Source organism: Pseudomonas sp. G7(2022), from assembly GCF_052660475.1.
In genome coordinates this window covers 5,678,960-5,699,238 of the sequence record NZ_CP109659.1, presented here as the reverse complement: position 1 = coordinate 5,699,238, position 20,279 = coordinate 5,678,960, and the positions used below count along the sequence as shown (strand labels likewise).

17 protein-coding genes are annotated in these 20,279 nt (G+C 62.1%); 12 read left to right on the top strand and 5 right to left on the bottom strand.

Annotated features, from left to right (window positions below; all coding sequences use genetic code 11):
- Window positions 1-41 precede the first annotated feature (41 nt).
- From rsmA to NE357_RS26160, 4 genes are read right to left on the bottom strand one after another with little or no spacing between them, the layout of a single operon-like run.
- Entirely contained in the window at window positions 42-866 is an 825-nt protein-coding gene (gene rsmA / locus NE357_RS26175; protein WP_169432161.1) for a 16S rRNA (adenine(1518)-N(6)/adenine(1519)-N(6))-dimethyltransferase RsmA, read from the bottom strand.
- Entirely contained in the window at window positions 863-1,852 is a 990-nt protein-coding gene (gene pdxA, locus NE357_RS26170) for a 4-hydroxythreonine-4-phosphate dehydrogenase PdxA (protein ID WP_169432160.1), read from the bottom strand. The genes rsmA and pdxA overlap by 4 nt, the downstream gene beginning before the upstream one ends.
- Window positions 1,849-3,165 (bottom strand): peptidylprolyl isomerase SurA, encoded by a 1,317-nt coding sequence (surA, locus tag NE357_RS26165; protein ID WP_169432159.1) that lies wholly within the window; start codon window positions 3,163-3,165, stop codon window positions 1,849-1,851. Before surA ends, pdxA begins: the two co-directional genes overlap by 4 nt.
- Window positions 3,146-5,947, bottom strand: coding sequence for an LPS-assembly protein LptD (locus NE357_RS26160; protein WP_169432158.1), 2,802 nt, complete (start codon window positions 5,945-5,947; stop codon window positions 3,146-3,148). Before NE357_RS26160 ends, surA begins: the two co-directional genes overlap by 20 nt.
- Window positions 5,948-6,077: 130 nt before the next feature.
- Between NE357_RS26160 and NE357_RS26155 the strand changes: the two genes are divergently transcribed.
- From NE357_RS26155 to NE357_RS26145, 3 genes are read left to right on the top strand one after another with little or no spacing between them, the layout of a single operon-like run.
- On the top strand, window positions 6,078-7,097 hold the full coding sequence (locus NE357_RS26155) for an aminoglycoside phosphotransferase family protein (protein ID WP_169432157.1): 1,020 nt from the start codon (window positions 6,078-6,080) through the stop codon (window positions 7,095-7,097).
- Entirely contained in the window at window positions 7,094-7,765 is a 672-nt protein-coding gene (gene murU, locus NE357_RS26150; RefSeq protein ID WP_169432156.1) for an N-acetylmuramate alpha-1-phosphate uridylyltransferase MurU, read from the top strand. The genes NE357_RS26155 and murU overlap by 4 nt, the downstream gene beginning before the upstream one ends.
- A gap of 1 nt (window position 7,766) precedes the next feature.
- Window positions 7,767-8,534 (top strand): TerB family tellurite resistance protein, encoded by a 768-nt coding sequence (locus NE357_RS26145; RefSeq protein WP_169432155.1) that lies wholly within the window; start codon window positions 7,767-7,769, stop codon window positions 8,532-8,534.
- A gap of 48 nt (window positions 8,535-8,582) precedes the next feature.
- Here the strand turns inward: NE357_RS26145 and NE357_RS26140 are convergent, their stop codons facing one another.
- A complete protein-coding gene (locus NE357_RS26140) occupies window positions 8,583-9,572 on the bottom strand; it encodes an alpha/beta hydrolase family protein (protein WP_169432154.1) in 990 nt (329 codons plus the stop codon).
- 73 nt (window positions 9,573-9,645) lie between these two features.
- On the opposite strand from NE357_RS26140, the gene NE357_RS26135 reads away from it, so the two are divergent.
- The 9 genes from NE357_RS26135 (at window position 9,646) to NE357_RS26095 (ending at window position 20,219) form a co-directional block, all read left to right on the top strand.
- The gene (locus NE357_RS26135; protein ID WP_169432153.1) at window positions 9,646-12,045 is read left to right on the top strand and encodes a PAS domain-containing sensor histidine kinase; all 2,400 of its coding nucleotides are present in this window, start codon (window positions 9,646-9,648) and stop codon (window positions 12,043-12,045) included.
- Entirely contained in the window at window positions 12,046-12,675 is a 630-nt protein-coding gene (locus NE357_RS26130) for a response regulator (RefSeq protein WP_007959929.1), read from the top strand.
- A 218-nt stretch (window positions 12,676-12,893) separates the two neighbouring features.
- Window positions 12,894-14,018: an ABC transporter ATP-binding protein gene (locus tag NE357_RS26125; protein ID WP_007959931.1), complete on the top strand. Its 1,125-nt coding sequence runs from the start codon at window positions 12,894-12,896 to the stop codon at window positions 14,016-14,018.
- A 48-nt stretch (window positions 14,019-14,066) separates the two neighbouring features.
- Complete coding sequence (locus tag NE357_RS26120) at window positions 14,067-15,110, top strand: ABC transporter substrate-binding protein (RefSeq protein ID WP_121187472.1); 1,044 nt, start codon at window positions 14,067-14,069, stop codon at window positions 15,108-15,110.
- Window positions 15,111-15,273: 163 nt separating this feature from the next.
- Window positions 15,274-16,521 carry an ABC transporter permease gene (locus tag NE357_RS26115; protein ID WP_085709229.1) on the top strand — a complete coding sequence of 416 codons (1,248 nt, stop codon included), beginning with the start codon at window positions 15,274-15,276 and terminating at the stop codon, window positions 16,519-16,521.
- Between the two features lie 12 nt (window positions 16,522-16,533).
- The gene (locus NE357_RS26110) at window positions 16,534-17,358 is read left to right on the top strand and encodes an ABC transporter permease (RefSeq protein ID WP_085688449.1); all 825 of its coding nucleotides are present in this window, start codon (window positions 16,534-16,536) and stop codon (window positions 17,356-17,358) included.
- Between the two features lie 108 nt (window positions 17,359-17,466).
- On the top strand, window positions 17,467-18,615 hold the full coding sequence (locus tag NE357_RS26105) for an iron-containing alcohol dehydrogenase (RefSeq protein ID WP_169432152.1): 1,149 nt from the start codon (window positions 17,467-17,469) through the stop codon (window positions 18,613-18,615).
- 114 nt (window positions 18,616-18,729) lie between these two features.
- Window positions 18,730-19,404 (top strand): ribulose-phosphate 3-epimerase, encoded by a 675-nt coding sequence (gene rpe, locus NE357_RS26100; protein ID WP_003228808.1) that lies wholly within the window; start codon window positions 18,730-18,732, stop codon window positions 19,402-19,404.
- The gene (locus NE357_RS26095; protein ID WP_169432151.1) at window positions 19,401-20,219 is read left to right on the top strand and encodes a phosphoglycolate phosphatase; all 819 of its coding nucleotides are present in this window, start codon (window positions 19,401-19,403) and stop codon (window positions 20,217-20,219) included. The genes rpe and NE357_RS26095 overlap by 4 nt, the downstream gene beginning before the upstream one ends.
- The last annotated feature ends 60 nt before the right edge of the window (window positions 20,220-20,279 follow it).

Here is a 20,279-nt window from a genome sequence, read left to right as displayed (position 1 = left end):
GAGACCAGAGCGGCGTCCTGCCCGGGAGCGGTCCTTGCCTGTCAGTCGGCTGCCGGTGCCGGTGCCGGTGCCGGCTGATCGGCGAGCTGGTCGGCCAAACGCACGAAGGCAGCCAGATCGAGTTGCTCGGGACGCAGGCTGCCATCGACGCCGGCGGCCTCGATTTCGGCGTTGCTCAGCAATTGCTTGAGGGTGTTGCGCAGGGTCTTGCGGCGCTGGTTGAAGGCTTCGCGCACGACGCGCTCCAGCAGCCGGTGATCCTTGGCCGGGTGTGGCAAGACCGCGTGCGGCACCAGGCGCACGATGGCCGAGTCGACCTTCGGCGGAGGATTGAATGCGCCAGGGCCAACGTTGAACAGGTGTTCGACCCGGCAGTGATACTGAACCATGATCGACAGGCGGCCCCAGTCGCCGCCACCCGGGCCTGCGGCCAGACGCTCGACCACTTCCTTCTGCAGCATGAAGTGCATGTCGCGAATGATCGCGGCATTGCTCAGCAGGTGGAAAATCAGCGGCGTGGAGATGTTGTACGGCAGGTTACCGACCACGCGCAGGCTGTTCGGCGCAGCATTCAGGGTATTGAAGTCGAACTTCAGTGCGTCGCCCTGATGCAGGTTGAAGTTACTCTTGCCGGCAAACTGCTGGTTGAGGATCGGGATCAGATCCTTGTCCAGCTCCACCACGTCCAACTGTGCGCCGGAGTTGAGGATGCCGGCGGTCAGTGCACCCTGGCCCGGCCCGATTTCCAGCATGCGGTCGCCGGCCTTGGCACTGATGGAGCGCAGGATTCGGTCGATGACGCCGGCATCGTGCAGGAAGTTCTGGCCAAAGCGTTTGCGCGCCTTGTGTTGGTATTGCTCGGTCATAAACGGGTCTCGGCCATCTGGTAGGCGGTTTCCAGGGCGACCTGCAGGCTGCCGGTGTCGATCTTGCCGCTGCCGGCCAGGTCCAGGGCGGTGCCGTGGTCGACCGAAGTGCGGATGATCGGCAGGCCCAGGGTCACATTGACTGCGGCGCCGAAGCCTTTGTATTTCAGCACGGGCAGGCCCTGATCGTGGTACATCGCCAGCACCGCGTCGCAGTGCTCCAGATATTTGGGGGTAAACAGAGTGTCGGCAGGCAGCGGGCCACGAAGGTCCATGCCCTCGCCGCGCAGGCGCTCCAGGATGGGTTCGATGATGTCGATTTCTTCATGGCCCAGGTGTCCGCCTTCACCGGCGTGCGGGTTAAGCCCGCAGACCAGGATACGCGGTTGGGCGATGCTGAATTTGTCTTGCAGGTCGGCGTGCAGAATCCGCGTGACCCGTTCCAGTCGCTCCGGCGTGATCGCATCGGCGATGTCGCGCAAGGGCAGGTGAGTGGTGACCAGCGCCACACGCAAACCGCGGGTGGCAAGCATCATCACCACTTGGGCGGTGTGGGTCAGGTCGGCGAGGAATTCCGTGTGGCCGGAAAAGGCGATACCGGACTCGTTGATCACGCCCTTGTGTACTGGCGCTGTGATCATCCCGGCGAAGTCGCCGTTCAGGCAGCCATTGCCGGCGCGGGTCAGGGTTTCAAGAACGAATGCGGCGTTGGCCTTGTCCAGTTGCCCGGCGACCACGGGGGCGCTGAGCGGAGTATCCCAGACATAAAGGCTGTTGGCTGGCGCCGGAGCATCCGGCCAGTGACCGGGCAAAACGGGCAGCAGACTGACGGCCAGCCCCAACTGCGCGGCCCGCTCTTGGAGCAGGTCGCGGCTGGTGATGGCAATCAGGGGGTGTGGCTGGGCTTGCGAGGCGAGCAGCAGGCACAGGTCGGGACCGATGCCGGCTGGCTCACCGGGAGTCAGCGCGAAACGCTTGGGTTTCACTGCGCTGCCTGGTCTGCACCAGGGAGTTTGATTTCTACGTACGCTTCGTCACGGATCTGACGCAACCAGGTCTGCAGCTCTTCGTCGTATTTGCGGTTACGCAGTACGGTCATCGCTTGCTGCTCGCGGGCCTGTTCGGTGCTGTCGGTGGCGCGACGGCCAAGGACTTCCAGAACGTGCCAGCCATACTGGGTCTGGAACGGCTTGGACAGCTGACCCTGTGGGGACTTGGCCATCACGGCGCGGAATTCCGGTACCAGTGCGTTCGGGTCGATCCAGTTCAGGTCGCCACCATTGAGGGCGGAGCCCGGGTCTTCCGAGTATTTTTTCGCCAGTTCGGCGAAATCTTCACCGGCTTCGATGCGGTTATACAGCGACTGGGCCAGTTCCTTGGTCTTGGCTTCGTCGCGGACCGGACTTGGCTTGACCAGAATGTGGCGCACATGCACTTCGTCGCGCATCTGGCTTTCGCCACCGCGTTTTTCCAGCAGCTTCAGGATGATGAAACCACCCGGAGTACGTGCCGGTTGAGTGATGTCGCCCGGCGACATGCTGCTCAGCTCGCGGTCGAACGGTGGTGGCAGTTGAGCGGCTTTACGCCAGCCCATGTCGCCGCCTTCGAGGGCGTTGTCGCTACCGGACCTGGCAACGGCCAGTTGACCGAAGTCAGCGCCTTGCTTGAGTTGCTGGTAAACCTCCATCGCCTGGCGTGCAGCGCTCTGAATCGCTTCGGAGCTGGCGCTTTCCGGGGTAGGAATCAGGATGTTGGCCAGGTGCAGTTCTTCGGACAGTTGCATCTTGCCAAGGTCGGAGGCGAGGAAGTTCTTCACTTCCTGCTCCGATACCTGAATGCGTTCTGCAACACGACGCTGACGCACACGGCTGATGATCATTTCCTTGCGGATCTGCTCACGGGCGCCGTCGTAACTCAGGCCATCTCGGGCCAGGGCCGCGCGGAACTGGTCGACAGTCATGTTGTTGCGCTGGGCGATGGTGCCGACAGCCTGGTTCAGTTCTTCATCGGTGATGCGGATGCCGGAGCGTTCGCCGATCTGCAGTTGCAGGTTTTCGACGATCAGGCGCTCGAGCACCTGTTGATCCAGCACGCCCGGAGGCGGCAAGCCGCCGCCACGCTTGGCGATGGTTTGCTGAACTTCGTGGACACGTTGATCCAGCTGGCTCTGCATGACCACGTCGTTGTCGACGATGGCCACCACTTTGTCGATGGGCTGTACCGCGGCGTTGGCCGCGGTACCCAGGAACAGCGCGCCCAGCATCAGCGGGCGCAGACAATCAGAAAGCTTGGTCTTCACGTTGACGATAACCTTGGATGCCTTTGTCGAGGAAGCTCTCAGTCTTGGCGCCAGTGAGGCCGCCGAGTCCCTTCAGAACAATTTGGAGGAAGACGCCGTGGTCGCCTTTTTCGTTTTCCGGGGCCTGCTGACTGAACTCGTCGTAGGACACCCAGTAACGGTTGATCAGGCGCAGTTTCCAGCAGCAGTTGTCGTATTCGAAACCACCGAAGGCTTCCAGCGTACGATTGCGGTTGTAGTCATACTGCCAGCGGCTGATGGCGCTCCACTGTGGAACGATCGGCCAGATGACCGAGAAGTCATGCTGCTCGATCTTGTAGTAGTCCTTCACGTAATTGGCGTCGCCCGGACGACCGTAGTCGCCACCACCCACTGTCCATTTACCGGTGTTCTGGTCGTAACGGACCTGGTCGTTGCGATAGCGATAGCCGACGTTGACCACCTTGTTCGGGTTGTCTTCAGGCTGGTAGTGGAACATCGCACTGCCCGAACGCGGGCTGTGGCTGTCCGGATCCCAGTTGTAGTCGGCCGTGGTGCGCCAGTCGCGGTTCCAGCGATATTCGTATTCCAGTGCGTAAGGCGAAACGTTGGAGCGTGCGTCGTCGCGATCGGCGAAGTCGACGCCCGGCAGTTGAACCTTGCGATCCTTGAAGTACAGGGCCTGGCCGACGCTGATGCGTTGACGTTCGAAACCGTCGTCTTCGATCCAGCGGCTGGTCACGCCCAGCGACAGCTTGTTCTCGTCACCGACACGGTCGGCACCGGAGAAGCGGTTGTCGCGGAACAGCGACGCGTAGCTGAAGGTGTATTCGCTGGTGTCGAACGCCGGGATGTCTTTCTGGTCTTTCTCCGGAACATAGAGATAGAACAGACGAGGCTCGAGGGTCTGACGGTAGTTCTTGCCGAAGTAGGACGTGTTGCGGTCGAAGTACAGACCGCTGTCGATACTGGCAATCGGAACACCACGGTTCTGCGAGCTGTTGAACGACTCGCCCAGCTTGGATGCATTGTTGCGGTTGGTCACCAGGTCGTTTTTGCCTTGGCCGTCGAGGTCAAGGTCATACTGGGTGTACTGGTACTTCAGCGATGGCTTGATGAAGCCATACGTCCAGTTCATCGGCAGGCTGACGCCCGGTTTCAGATTCAGACGCGTGCCGTTGGCGCGATCCAGGCCTGCCACGTTGGTATCGAGACGAGGCTGAGGGTCAGTTCCGTCTTTATTCGTGTAGCTGCCAGTCAGCAGATCCCGATCAAAGCGAACCAGCTCCGTCTCGTAATCGAAATTCAAACCTTCCGGATGGAACGGCAGCTGACCATTGAAGGTGATCTGCGGCAGGCGGTCATACGGGGTGATGCTCGACACGGTCGCCAGCTGGTAGGCCTGGGCATTCAGACGGGCCGTGTAGCTGTCGCCACGATAAGAGATCGAACCCTGCTGGTTCACATAGTCGGCACTCTTCACGCCGATCTGATCGGTTTCCAGATCCTGGAAATAGTACGGATCGCTGATCTTGGTGTAGTCGACCTGCGTGAATACGCGCGAATCCAGGCCACCCTTGTGTTGCCAGTTGTACATGTATCGGGTTTGCTTGGAGTCGGTCTGCAGGTCGCGGTCGTGGTCCTCGTCGTTGAGGAACGCAGCACCGAACTGACCTTCGCTGGACTTGGTCAGGTAACGGAATTCGCCTTCCACCAGCATGCCGCGCTTGCTCATGTAGCGCGGGTACAACGTGGCATCGTAGTTCGGCGCCAGGTTGAAGTAGTACGGGGTCACCAGCATGAAGCCGGTGTCGGTGCTGGTGCCGATGGTCGGCGGCAGGAAGCCCGACTGACGACGGTCGTCGATCGGGAAGTAGATGTACGGGGTGTAAAGGATCGGAATGTCCTTGACCCGCAGCGTCACGTTGGTCGCGGTGCCGAAGCCGGTGGCAGGGTTCAGGGTGATGTTGTTGCCCTTGAGCTGCCAGGCGTTGCTGTTCGGTTCGCACGTGGTGTACGTGCCGTCCTTCAGGCGGATGATCGCGTTTTCGGCGCGCTTGGCGTACAGCGCGTTACCGCGGATGCGCGACTTGTGCATCACGTATTCGGCGTTGTCGACTTTCGCTTCACCGGTGTCGAGCTGCACATCGGCGTGGTCGCCGACGATCAGCGCGCCGTTGTCACGGATGCGCACGTCGCCCTTGAGTTCGGCGCGGCTCTCGGCCTGGTAGAGGCTCGCTTCCTGGGATTCGACCTGCATGCTGCCCTGACGCAGAACCACGTCACCGGCCAGTGTGCCGACCTGATCTTCGGTGTTGTAGCGCGAGGCTTTCGCGCCGATGAAGGTCGGGGCGTCACTTTTATTCGTCTTGTCATTCATGCCAGGACGAATCGGTTCGATATAGGAACCAGAGCAGTAAGGACCGGTCTCGGCCAGTTGGGCGGCGGTGAGCTTCTCGCGCGGAACCCAGTCGAGGTGACTGTAGTCTTCGCTACGGGATTTCAGGCCACGGCCCTTGGACTCGGTGACGAGCACGGGTTTTGGCCCGGCGTCCGAAACCGTACCGTTCTCGGCCGGGGCTTCGCCAGCGGCGCTGACGGCACTGCCGTCATGCACCGGACGCGGCGGCAATGCCGCTGCCGGCGTCTTCGGCGAACAGGCCCAGCCGCCCGTAGCCGAGACGGCGCAGTCATACTGCTCGGCGGCGACAACGAATGAACTGGCCAGAGGTTGCATAGCCAGCAGACTGCCGGTTACCAACAACGGAAATTTTTTACGAAACGCGGGGGATTTCAATGCCATCTTATTAGTCCGGGCTTCCTGCGTGCCATCTGCCCGCGGTGTGGGCCGCACGCCTCTCGATGGTCTGAAAAAGATGCTGGATAATAAAGCATGACCCGCTTGACGGCTAGCGCCGTCGGAGACCCTTGCAATGCCTGACCAAGATGTACGCTTGCAACACCTGAAAGTTTGGCTCGATGAGCAGTTGGCAATCCTTTTCGCTGACCAGGGCTGGGGGGCCGTACCCCCGGCCACGTTGACTGCGGCCAGCAGCGACGCGAGTTTTCGCCGTTACTTCCGCTGGGAAGGCGCGGGTCGCAGTTTCGTCGTGATGGACGCACCGCCACCCCAGGAAAACTGCAAACCCTTCGTGGATATCGCCTTTTTGCTGGCGAAATCCGGTATCAACGTGCCGAAAATTTATGCGCAAGACCTCGATCGCGGATTTCTTTTGCTCAATGACCTGGGCAACAAGACCTATCTCGACGTGATCAATGGCGAAAATGCCGAACTGTTGTTCAGCGACGCCTTGCAGGCGCTGTTGGCATTTCAGCAGTTGCCGATGGTGGCACCGCTGCCCAGCTACGACGTCGCGCTGTTGCGCCGCGAGCTGGAACTGTTCCCCGAGTGGTACGTGAAGCGCGAGCTGGGCATCGAGTTCGATGCCGCCCAACAGCAGCAATGGCAACAGGTCAGCGATCTGCTGATCAATAGCGCTCTGGCCCAGCCCAAGGTGCTGGTGCACCGTGACTACATGCCGCGCAACCTGATGCTCAGCGAGCCGAACCCCGGCGTGCTGGACTTCCAGGACGCGGTATATGGTCCGGTGACCTACGACGTGACCTGCCTGTTCAAGGACGCGTTCCTCAGCTGGCCTGAAGAACGTGTACGCGGCTGGCTCGAAAGCTACTGGCGGCAGGCGACGGCGCTGAACATTCCGGTACAGCCGGACTTCGAAGACTTCCTGCGCGCCAGCGACCTGATGGGTGTGCAACGCCATTTGAAGGTCATCGGCATTTTCGCCCGCATCTGTCACCGCGATGGCAAACCCCGCTACCTCGCTGACGTGCCACGCTTCTTCTCCTATATAGATGCGGTGATCGCACGCCGTCCCGAGCTTGCAGAACTGCAGGCGCTGCTGGGCAGCCTGCGTGCCGGAGTGACTGCATGAAGGCAATGATTCTGGCGGCAGGCAAAGGCGAGCGCATGCGCCCGCTGACCCTGACCACCCCCAAGCCACTGGTGCGCGCCGCTGGCGTGCCATTGATCGAATACCACCTGCGGGCCCTCGCGGCGGCAGGTTTCAGCGAAATCGTGATCAACCATGCCTGGCTCGGCCAGCAGATCGAAGATTACCTGGGTGACGGCTCGCAGTTCGGCCTGAGCATCCGCTACTCGCCCGAAGGCGAGCCGCTGGAAACCGGTGGCGGTATCTTCCGCGCCTTGCCGCTGCTTGGTGACGAGGCGTTCCTGGTGGTCAACGGTGACATCTGGACCGATTACGACTTCAGCATGCTGCACCAGCCGATCACCGGACTGGCGCATCTGGTGCTGGCGGACAATCCGGCGCATCACCCGACAGGCGATTTCACCCTGACCGACGGCCAGGTGCGTGATGGCCAGGCCGATGCGGCGACCCTGACCTACAGTGGCATTGCCGTACTGCATCCGCAGTTGTTCGACGGCTGCACCGACGGTGCCTTCAAGCTGGCGCCGCTGCTGCGTAAAGCCATGGCGCAGGGGCAGGTCACCGGCGAGCGGCTGAAAGGTCACTGGGTCGATGTCGGCACGCACGAGCGGCTGGCTGAAGCCGAATCCTTGATAGAAGCGAGTCGCTGATATGTTGTGGCCAGGGACTCTGATTGGAGCCGGAGCGGGTTTTGCTATCGCCAGCATTCCGGGGGCCATGCTTGGGGCTTTGTTGGGGCAGGCGCTGGATCGGCGCCTGCATCTGCAGAGCTGGGGGCATTTGCGGGAAAGACTCGGCGGTCGGCCGGTGCTGCGCAACGACGAACTCTTGTTCGTCCTGCTCGGGCGTCTGGCCAAGAGCGACGGGCGGGTCACCGATGGTCATATCCAGCAGGCGCGTCAGGAGATGCGCGCGCTGGACATGAGCGAGCCGGCACAGCGCCGTGCGATTGCCGCGTTCAATCGCGGCAAGTCCGGTGGGGATCGCCTGCGCGGTTATCTGCGTCGCCTGAGCACTCAGCCTCACGCCGCCGAAGGGGTATTGCGAGCCTGTTGGCGGATGGTCTGGGCCGATGGCCGGGCCGGTAGCAGTGAGCGCGAACTGCTGGCGCAGTGGGGCAAGTGGCTGGGCTGGACGACTCACCAGATCCAGGCGCTGGCAGCGGATTACGAACCGCACAAGCGTCCGATCGTCAGTGCGGCCGTGAGCTATCAGGATGCGATGCGACTGCTCGGGGTGTCGGCAACCAGCGAACCGGCGCAGATCAAGCGTGCCTACCGCCGTCTGCTCAGTCGCCATCATCCGGACAAGATCGCCGGCACTGGGGCGACACCGGCCCAGGTGCTTGAAGCGACCGAAAAGACCCGCGAATTGCACAATGCCTACACCTTGATTCGCGAGCGGCGGGATTTCCGCTAGACGAAAAAAAAGATCGCAGCCCAGGCTGCGATCTTTTTGGGTGGTCGGTCAGTCCGGGGTTTGCGGATTCAACCAACCGCGCACTCGACGGAACAGTTGCTCCTGCTCAGCCTTGTTGTCCGGCAAGGCCTTGAGCGCCACCTGGCTGAACGCCGTGGTCTTCAGGCGCTTGCTGGCCTGCAGGCGCTCCAGTGCGGCGTTGCGATCCTGAGGTTTGTCCATATAGAAGATGTCGGCGGTCGGCAGCTTCAGCAGCGGTGTCAGTTCCGCCAGTTCCGGCGTGGCCTTGGTCGGCATCTGCGCGGCGACCATCAGCAGTTTTTCCACTTGTGCGGTCTGTTTTTCGTTCAGGAAACGGGCCGCCCAATAGGCGCCGGTGCCGTGCCCGAGCACTACGATGCTGCGCGCGCCCTGTTGTTCGGCGTAGCCGATAGCTGCGTCGATGCGGGCGAAGATTCGCTCGGCGTCGGCCTTGGACTGTTCTTCGGCGGTCTCGGCGACGACTTTGTCAGCGACCTCCGCTTCACCGCCGGCAGCCTGTTCGATAGGTTGGGCGGTGGTGGCGTCCTTGCTGCCTGAGTCGGCGGTTTTCGCCGCAGCTGGCGCCTCGATCACGCGGGGAGCGATGGTGTCGCTTTGCAGGTCGGGCAAGGTGATACTCAGCGTGTTCCACTGCGCATCCGGCAGCTTGCGGCGTAGCGGGCCGACCACCTGGGGCCAGTCGGCGGTTTCACCGACACTGGGGAGGATGATGACCGCGCCTTTGGGCTCGGCGGTGTTGGCCGGTTTCCACAGGGCGAGGAAGGTGTCGCTGCCGGCCTGCAACTGTTGTTGTTCCTGCGCCGGGACTTTGCGTTCGAGTGCCGAGGCCTCTTCCTGACTACGCTCAAGCAGCGGCTGGCGTTCGACCGGTTTTTCTTCAGCCGGTTTTTCTGCGGAAGGGGCGGGCGCCGGATCGGCGGCTTCGACGGAAAACGCACAAGGCAGGATCAGCGACAGGCACAATGCTGGCATTGCCAGGCGAGAGACAGGGAGCATCGGTTATTCCAGGCCAGAAAGTATCCCGGCAGCCTAAAGGGTTGGTCAGAATTTGTCAGGTTATGAGATGTCAATGATGCGGTTTTGCTGCCTGTGGGTTATCGGCTGTCTGGCGTTTCCCTTGATGGGGTGGGCGGCACCTGCGCCTGCGAGTCATGTCGCGCAGTTGTCGGCGAGCGAGCGTCAATGGCTGGCGCAGCACCATGAATTGCGGGTCGGCCTGGTGTTGCAGGCACCGTACGCGCAATACGACCGGCGCCTGCAGCGCTTGTCCGGGGTCAACGTCGAGTTGATGAAATGGCTGGCCAGGGCGCTGGACATCGAGCTCAGCTGGCGCAATTTTCCAGACCTGGAGCAGCTTGAAGCCGCCGCACGTGATGGTGAGATCGATCTCGCCCCGGGTCTGACCCAGACGCCGGGTGCGCTGCGCCTTTGGCAGTTCTCCGATCCCTACATGCGCGTGCCGCAACTGGTGGTCAGCGACCAGAAGGCCAGCGGTTCGGTGGAGCTGGAAAAACTCGACACTCAGGTCCGGGTTGCGGTACGCATGCCCAGCGTCACGGCCGATTATTTGCGCGGCAACTATCCCCATCTGAATCTGCAAGGCGTGCCGCTGGAGCGTCAGGCGTTGCAGTTGTTGTTGAGTCAGCAGGCGTCTTACGCCGTGGTGGATGAAGCGCAACTGGGGCGTCTGTCGACAGAGCCGGAGTTTGCCGGGCTGGTGGTGGTCGGCGACATCGGTCTGCCGCAACTGCTGCGGGTCGCCACCCGTCGTGACTGGCCCGAGCTGGCCGGGATCGTCGAAAGTGCCTTGCGGGCGATCCCGGCGAAAGATCTGGAACGCCTGCACACCCAATGGCTGCAACCCAAATACCCACGGTTCTCGGAATCGCCCGGGTTCTGGCAGAACCTGACCCTGCTGCTGGCCCTGTTGCTGCTCAGTTGCGCGGCGATCATCGTCTGGCAGCGGCGTCAGCAACACAGCCTCGAGTTACGCCTGCTGGCCGCCCGGGAAGACATCGCCCTGCGCGCCGCCAGTGAAGAGGCCTTGCGCCTGACCCAGTTTTCCATCGACCAGAGCACCGTCGGCATTCTCTGGGTCAACTGGGACAGCCACGTGCGCTACGCCAACCGTGCGGCGGAACACATGCTCGGTTATCCACAGGGCGCGCTGATCGAGCGACCGCTGATCGACTTCGAACCCGGTCTGCACATGGATCGCTGGCTCAACCTGTGGAAGCGCGCCCGGGCCAGCGAAGAAGGACCCCTCAGCTTTGAAACCAGCTGTGTGCGAGCCGATGGCAGCGTGTTGCCGGCGGATGTGTCGCTGAGTTTCCTGCGCTTTCGCGACAGCGAGTATCTGGTGGTCTACCTCACCGACGTGACCGAACGCCGACGTGCCCTGGCCGCGTTGCAGGAAAGCGAGGCGCGCCTGCAAGGCATCGCCGCCAACGTGCCGGGGCTGGTGTTCCGCCTGGAGCGGGCGCCGGTGACCGGGCAGATCGACTTTGCCTACATCAGCGAGGGCAGCGAGAGTCTGGTCGGCTACGCGCCGGCCGCCATCGCCCATCGCGACATGGGCCTGCGCAGTCTGGTGCATCCGGATGACCGGGCCGCTTATCACCAGACCCAGGATCAGGCGCTGGACACCGACAGCGACTGGTCGTGGCAGGGGAGGATCCTTACGCGACAGGGCGAACAGCGCTGGGCCGAGATCAAGGCCATCACCCGGCAACTGGAGGACGGCACCTACGTCTGGGACGGCATTGTCTGGGACATCACTGAAAGCAAACGCATCGAGCTGGAGCTGGCGGCATCGCGCGAACAACTGCGCGAACTGTCGGCGCACCTCGAAAGCGTGCGGGAAGAAGAGAAGGCGCGCATCGCCCGCGAGGTTCACGATGAACTGGGGCAGATGCTGACGGTGCTGAAACTGGAGACATCGATGTGCGAACTGGCCTACGCGCAACTCGATCCGGGTCTGAACGAACGCCTGAACAGCATGAAACGCCTGATCGCCCAGTTGTTCCAGTTGGTGCGCGATGTGGCGACGGCATTGCGCCCGCCGATCCTTGATGCCGGGATTGCCTCGGCCATCGAGTGGCAGGCGCGGCGATTCGAGGCGCGCACGCAGATTCCGTGTCTGGTGCAGGTACCGGACAATCTGCCGCCGCTCAGCGATGCCAAGGCCATCGGCCTGTTCCGCATTCTGCAGGAGGCGCTGACCAACGTCATGCGCCATGCCCAGGCGCATACTGTAGAACTGACGCTGGCGCAGGAAGGCGACGAATTGTGTCTGACGGTCAGCGATGATGGCGTAGGATTTGTCGCCGCTGCTGGCAGGCCGACATCCTTTGGACTGGTGGGCATGCGCGAGCGGGTGTTGATCATGGGCGGGCAACTGTCACTCGACAGCGAGCCGGGCGAGGGCACCACGCTGAGCGTGAGGGTGCCATTGGATGAGGAGAAGTAAGTGATCCGTGTACTGGTAGCCGAAGACCACACCATCGTTCGCGAAGGCATCAAGCAATTGATCGGCCTGGCCAAGGATCTGCAAGTGGTGGGGGAGGCGAGCAACGGCGAGCAATTGCTGGAAACCCTGCGCAACGTGCCCTGCGAAGTGGTGTTGCTGGATATCTCGATGCCTGGCGTCAACGGGCTCGAAGCGATTCCTCGGATTCGCGCGCTGAACCATCCGCCGGCGATTCTGGTGCTGTCGATGCATGACGAAGCGCAGATGGCCGCCCGGGCGCTGAAGGTCGGCGCCGCCGGGTATGCGACCAAGGACAGCGATCCGGCGCTGCTGTTGACGGCAATCCGCAAGGTCGCGGCGGGCGGGCGCTACATCGATCCGGAGCTGGCCGACCGGATGGTCTTCGAAGTCGGCCTGACCGATGCGCGACCGCTGCATTCGTTGCTGTCCGAGCGCGAGTTCTCGGTGTTCGAGCGCCTGGCGCAAGGCGCCAACGTCAATGACATCGCCCAGCAACTGGCCCTGAGCAGCAAGACCATCAGCACCCACAAGGCGCGGTTGATGCAGAAACTCAACATCACTTCGCTCGCCGAGCTGGTGAAGTACGCGATGGAACACAAGCTCCTCTGAGCGACATATCCAATAGCGACAGGCACTTTTACCGGTTCTGGCGGCTTGAGCCCCGACCCTTGCGTCGGGTTTGCCAAAACGCGCCATCCTTGTAGGGCAATCCCTACCCCCGGCCTTCCATCCGGCTGAGGCGATTCTCTCCTGCGCCCCGATTTGCGTGACTGCAAGCAGCCACTAGGCTTACTCCCACAGCAGTCATCAATAACAAAGGTGTGGGTATGAGCCAGGTCGAATCAAACGCAGGGGCCAGCGATGTGCTGGTCAGCTTTCGTGGAGTGCAGAAGAGCTACGACGGCGAGAACCTGATCGTCAAAGACCTCAACCTGGACATTCGCAAGGGCGAATTCCTCACCTTGCTCGGACCGTCCGGCTCCGGCAAGACCACCAGCCTGATGATGCTCGCCGGTTTCGAGACGCCGACCGCCGGCGAAATTCTCCTTGCCGGGCGGGCGATCAACAACGTGCCGCCGCACAAGCGCGACATCGGCATGGTGTTCCAGAACTACGCGCTGTTTCCGCACATGACCGTTGCTGAAAACCTGGCGTTTCCGCTGACCGTGCGTGGCCTGAACAAGAGCGATGTCAGCGACAAGGTCAAGAAAGTCCTGAGCATGGTTCAGCTCGACGCTTTCGCATCGCGTTACCCGGCGCAACTGTCCGGCGGCCAGCAACAGCGTGTGGCTTTGGCCCGTGCGCTGGTGTTCGAGCCGCAGCTGGTGCTGATGGACGAACCCCTCGGCGCTCTCGACAAGCAACTGCGCGAACACATGCAGATGGAAATCAAACACCTGCACCAGCGTCTCGGCGTGACGGTGGTCTATGTGACCCACGACCAGGGCGAAGCCCTGACCATGTCCGACCGTGTCGCCGTGTTCCACCAGGGCGAGATCCAGCAGATCGCCCCGCCGCGCACCCTCTACGAAGAACCGAAAAACACCTTCGTCGCCAACTTCATCGGCGAGAACAACCGCCTCAACGGTCGCCTGCTCAGCCAGAACGGCGAGCGTTGCGTGGTCGAGCTGGGGCGTGGGGAAAAGGTCGAGGCGCTGGCGGTCAACATCGGCCAGACCGGCGAGCCGGTCACCCTGTCGATCCGTCCGGAGCGCGTCAGCCTCAACGGTTCGAGCGACCAATGCGTCAACCGCTTCTCCGGGCGGGTGGCCGAATTCATCTATCTGGGCGACCACGTCCGGGTGCGCCTGGAAGTCTGCGGCAAGACCGACTTCTTCGTGAAACAACCGATTGCCGAGCTCGATCCAGCGCTCGCGGTCGGCGACGTGGTTCCGCTTGGCTGGCAGGTCGAGCACGTTCGCGCGCTTGATCCTCTTCTAGAGGCGCACTAAGCGCCCCGGCAATACCAACACCAACCCTGCACGTGGAGAGAACAATAAATGTTGAGATCCCTGAAGTTCACAGCCCTGACCCTGGGCCTGATGGGTGCGGCAAGCGCAATGGCCGCTGGGCCGGATCTGACCGTGGTGTCGTTTGGCGGGGCGAACAAGGCGGCGCAAGTCAAAGCCTTCTACGCACCGTGGGAAGCGGCGGGCAACGGCAAGATCGTCGCCGGCGAGTACAACGGTGAGATGGCCAAGGTCAAAGCCATGGTCGACACCAAAAGCGTGTCCTGGGATCTGGTAGAGGTTGAATCGCCGGAGCTGTCCCGTGGCTGCGACGAAGACATGTTCGAACAACTCGACCCCGCGTTGTTCGGCAAGACCGAAGACTACGTCAAAGGCGCGATCCAGCCGTGTGGCGTGGGCTTCTTCGTGTGGTCGACCGTGCTGGCCTACAACGCCGACAAGCTGAAAACCGCACCGACCAGCTGGGCGGATTTCTGGGACACCAAGAAATTCCCCGGCAAGCGCGGCCTGCGCAAGGGCGCCAAGTACACCCTCGAATTCGCACTGATGGCCGACGGCGTTGCGCCGAAAGACGTCTACAAGGAACTGGCGAGCAAGGGCGGACAGGATCGCGCATTCAAGAAACTGGATGAGCTGAAACCGAACATTCAGTGGTGGGAAGCCGGCGCTCAGCCGCCGCAGTATCTCGCTTCCGGCGACGTGGTGATGAGCTCGGCCTACAACGGTCGTATCGCTGCGGTGCAGAAAGAATCCAACCTGAAAGTGGTGTGGAACGGCGGCATCTACGACTTTGACGCGTGGGCCATCCCGAAAGGCCTGGACGCCAAGCGCGCCGAAGCGGCGAAGAAATTCATCGCGTTCTCGGTGCAGCCACAACAACAGAAGACCTACTCGGAAAACATCGCCTACGGCCCGGCCAACTCTCAGGCAGTGCCATTGCTGGACAAGGCGATCCTGAAAGACATGCCGACCACCCCGGAAAACATCGCCAACCAGGTGCAGATCGACGTCAGCTTCTGGGCTGACAACGGCGAGCAACTGGAGCAGCGCTTCAATTCCTGGGCTGCGAAGTAACCAGAGGGCTTGCCCTCCTGGGAGCGGGCTTGCTCGCGAAAGCGTCAGCACATTCACATTGATGTCGACTGACACGCCGCCTTCGCGAGCAAGCCCGCTCCCACATTAAAAGTTCGAGGTGGCTTGCCGCCTCTGTAACGATCAAAGATTTGCGGAGTACGTCATGGCCATCGCCGTTCCCCTGAACGAGGGCAACAGCCCCACCTTGAAGCAGCGGCTCAAGCACGCCGAGCGGGTCAACCGCTGGAAGGCCCAGGCGCTGATCGCGCCGCTGGTGCTGTTTCTGTTGCTGGTGTTCCTGGTACCGATCGTGGCGCTGCTCTATAAAAGTGTCGGCAACCCGGAAGTGGTCGGCGGCATGCCGCGCACCGTGGCGGCCATTGCCAGTTGGGACGGTCGCGGCCTGCCCGCCGAGCCGGTCTACAAGGCCGCCGGCGAAGACCTCGCCGAAGCCCGTAAAAACCAGACGTTGGGCGATCTGTCCAAGCGCCTGAACATGGAGTTGGCCGGCTATCGCAGCCTGCTGACCAAAACCGCCCGCTCGCTGCCATTCGCCAGTGAGCCGGCCTCTTATAAAGAAGCGCTGGAAGGCCTCGACGAGCGTTGGGGTGATCCGGCCTACTGGCAAGCGGTGAAGCGCAACACCAGCAGCATCACGCCGTTCTATCTGCTGGCGGCGGTGGATCATCGCATCGACGACCTCGGTGAACTGGCCCCGGCCACGCCGGATCAGGCGATCTACCTCGACATCTTCGCCCGAACCTTCTGGATGGGCCTGATCATCACCGTGATCTGCCTGGTGCTGGCGTATCCGCTGGCCTACCTGCTGGCCAACCTGCCGTCGCGTCAAAGCAACCTGCTGATGATTCTGGTGCTGCTGCCGTTCTGGACGTCGATCCTGGTGCGGGTCGCCGCGTGGATCGTGTTGCTGCAATCCGGCGGATTGATCAACAGCGCGCTGATGGCGATGGGCATCATCGATAAACCGCTGGAGCTGGTGTTCAACCGTACCGGGGTCTACATCTCGATGGTGCACATCCTGCTGCCGTTCATGATCCTGCCGATCTACAGCGTGATGAAAGGCATCTCGCCAACCTATATGCGCGCCGCGATTTCTCTGGGCTGCCATCCGTTCGCCAGTTTCTGGCGGGTGTACTTCCCGCAGACCTACGCCGGTGTCGGCGCCGGTTGTCTGTTGGTGTTCATCCTCGCCATCGGCTACTACATCACCCCGGCGCTGCTGGGCAGCCCGAACGATCAGATGGTCAGCTACTTCGTCGCGTTCTACACCAACACCAGCATCAACTGGGGCATGGCCACTGCGCTCGGCGGCTTGTTGCTGCTGGCGACCGTGGTGCTTTATCTGATCTACAGCTGGCTGGTGGGCGCCAGTCGCCTGCGCCTGAGCTAAGGGGAATTTGAAATGCTGAGTCCTTATATGTCGCCCGTCGAGCGGGTGTGGTTCTACAGCTTGCGGATCCTCTGCGGCTTGATCCTGTTGTTCCTGATCCTGCCGGTGCTGGTGATCGTGCCGCTGTCGTTCAACTCGGGCAGTTTCCTGGTGTACCCGCTGCAAGGTTTTTCGCTGCACTGGTATCAGGACTTCTTCGCCTCGGCGGAATGGATGCGCTCGCTGAAGAACAGCATCATCGTCGCCCCGGCCGCGACGGTGCTGGCAATGGTGTTCGGTACGCTGGCGGCCATCGGCCTGACCCGTGGCGACTTCCCCGGCAAGCCGCTGGTGATGGCGCTGGTGATTTCGCCGATGGTGGTGCCGGTGGTGATCATCGGTGTGGCCAGTTACCTGTTCTTCGCGCCGCTGGGCCTGGGCAACAGTTTCTTCTCGCTGATCGTGGTGCACGCGGTGCTCGGTGTGCCCTTCGTGATCATCACGGTGTCGGCGACGTTGCAGGGGTTCAACCATAACCTGGTGCGGGCGGCGGCCAGTCTTGGGGCTTCACCGCTGGTGACGTTCCGCCGGGTGACCTTGCCGCTGATTGCGCCGGGGGTGATTTCCGGTGCGTTGTTTGCCTTTGCGACCTCGTTCGATGAAGTGGTGGTGACGCTGTTTCTTGCAGGTCCCGAGCAGGCGACGTTGCCACGACAGATGTTCAGCGGGATTCGCGAGAACCTGAGCCCGACGATTGCGGCGGCTGCGACGTTGTTGATTGCCTTCTCGGTGATTCTGTTGCTGACGCTGGAGTGGTTGCGTGGGCGGAGTGAGAAATTGCGTACTGCTCAAGTCTGACGACTGCAAGTTCCGGGTTGTCTGCCATTCATGCGCTGAATGACAGACAACCCGAATTCCCCAGCTACGCTTGTGCTCAGCTCCCACATCTATAAGAGGCTGCGCACGATGAGTCTTTCCTCGTTCAAGATCGCTCACAAATTGATCACCGGCGCCGGGGCCATCGAGCAACTGGCGGCTGAGCTCACGCGGCTGGATATCGACAACCCATTGATCGTCACCGACGCCGCGCTGGTCAAGTCCGGTACGGTGGAGCTGGCGCTGGCGCAGATTGGCGAGCGCGAGTATGAGATTTTCGACCGGGTATTGCCGGATCCGGAAATCGCCATCGTCGAGGACTGCATGCGCGTCTACCGAGAGGGCGGGCATGACGGGTTGATCGGCCTGGGCGGCGGCAGTGCCATCGACATTGCCAAGAGTGTCGCGGCGTACGCCGGTTATCACGGCGCGCTGGAAGATCTGTTCGGCGTCGATCAGGTGCCGCGCAAAGGCCCGCCGCTGATCGCCATCCCGACCACCGCCGGCACGGGGTCTGAAGTGACCAACGTCGCCATTCTTTCGGACAAGGTCGCGCAACTGAAGAAAGGCATCGTCAGCGACTACCTGTTGCCGGATGTGGCGCTGGTCAGTCCGCAGATGACCCTGACCTGTCCGCGCAGCGTCACCGCCGCCAGTGGTGTCGATGCGCTGGTGCATGCCATCGAATCCTACCTTTCGCTGAATGCCTCGCCGATCACCGATTCGCTGGCCATCGGCGCAATCAAACTGATTGCCCGGTCCTTGCCCAAGGCTTACGCCAACCCCTCCAACCTGCAGGCCCGGGAAGACATGGCCACCGCCAGCCTGATGGCCGGCATGGCGTTCGGCAATGCCGGGGTCGGCGCGGTGCATGCGCTGGCGTATCCACTGGGCGGACGTTTCAACATTGCCCACGGCGTCAGTAATGCGCTGTTGCTGCCGTATGTCATGAGCTGGAACAAGATGGCCTGCGTCGAACGGATGCAGGATATCGCCGAAGCCATGGGGGTGAAGACCGCTCATCTGAGTCTCAATGAAGCGGCGGACAGTGCCGTCACGGCGATGACCGAACTGTGTGCCGCGGTGGAAATCCCGCAGGGGCTGCGCAGTTTCGACGTGCCCGAAGAGGCGATTCCGGCCATGGCCGTGGAGGCCGCCGGGATCGAGCGGCTGATGCGCAACAACCCGCGCAAGCTCAGCGCTGGCGACATCGAGAAGATCTACCGGGCGGCGTACTGAGAACCCGACAGTCATCGGTCATGGCACAACCCAATCATCGCGGTCACGGTGCGCGCGCGGAAACTTGAGGTATACAATGCGCGCCATCGTGATTTAGCTCAGAAAAGGTGCGTCATGCAGCCCTTCGTTATTGCTCCGTCGATTCTCTCCGCCGACTTCGCCCGCCTGGGCGAGGAAGTGGACAATGTTCTGGCCGCCGGTGCCGACTTCGTCCACTTCGATGTCATGGACAACCACTACGTGCCGAACCTGACCATCGGCCCGATGGTCTGCGCCGCGCTGCGCAAGTACGGCATCACCGCGCCGATCGACGCGCACCTGATGGTCAGCCCGGTGGATCGCATCGTCGGTGACTTCATCGAGGCGGGCGCCACCTACATCACCTTCCACCCGGAAGCCACGCTGCACGTCGATCGTTCGCTGCAACTGATCCGTGAAGGCGGCTGCAAGTCCGGCCTGGTGTTCAACCCGGCGACCCCGCTGGACGTGCTCAAGTACGTGATCGACAAGGTCGACATGGTCTTGCTGATGAGCGTCAACCCGGGCTTCGGCGGGCAGAAATTCATCCCCGGCACCCTCGACAAGCTGCGTGAAGCGCGGGCGATCATCGATGCCTCGGGCCGTGACATCCGCCTGGAAATCGACGGCGGCGTCAACGTCAACAACATCCGTGAAATCGCCGCTGCCGGCGCCGACACCTTCGTGGCCGGCTCGGCGATCTTCAATGCGCCGAACTATCAGGAAGTCATCGACAAGATGCGTTCCGAACTGGCGCTGGCCCGCCCATGAGCGGATTTGAGCAGCTGTTCCCGGGGCAACTGCCGCGGTTGGTGATGTTCGATCTGGATGGCACGCTGATCGATTCGGTCCCCGATCTGGCGGCGGCGGTGGATAACATGCTGCTCACCCTCGGGCGCAAGCCTGCCGGTATCGAGTCGGTGCGCGAGTGGGTCGGCAACGGCGCGCCGGTGCTGGTGCGCCGGGCGCTGGCGGGCGGCATCGACCATGCCAGCGTGGATGACGTCGAAGCCGAGCATGCGCTGGAGGTGTTCATGGAGGCCTACGGCGCCAGCCATGAGCTGACCGTGGTCTATCCCGGCGTGCGCGACACCCTGAAATGGCTGCACAAGCAGGGCGTGGCCATGGCGCTGATCACCAACAAGCCGGAGCGCTTCGTCGCGCCGCTGCTGGATCAGATGAAGATCGGCCGCTACTTCAAGTGGATCATTGGCGGCGACACCTTGCCGCAGAAGAAACCTGACCCGGCGGCGCTGTTCTTCGTCATGAAGATGTCCGGCATTCCTGCCTCGCAATCACTGTTCGTCGGCGATTCGCGCAGCGATGTGCTGGCGGCGAAAGCGGCGGGGGTCAAATGCGTTGGGCTCAGTTATGGCTACAACCATGGCCGGCCGATTGCCGAGGAATCACCGGCGCTGGTGATCGACGATCTGCGCAAGCTAATTCCCGGTTGCCTGGATACGGCCGCTGAGATAACGTTGCCCGACGCTTCTCAACCCCCTTCTGGAAACGCCATCGTGGTGGTCACCCGCAAACTCTGGATGAAAGTCATCAAGGCCCTGGCCCGCTGGCGTTGGCGCGCCTGACTTGTTCCTGGCCGGCCTGCCGGCGCGTTTGCACACCTGACTGATATGCCCCTCACACCA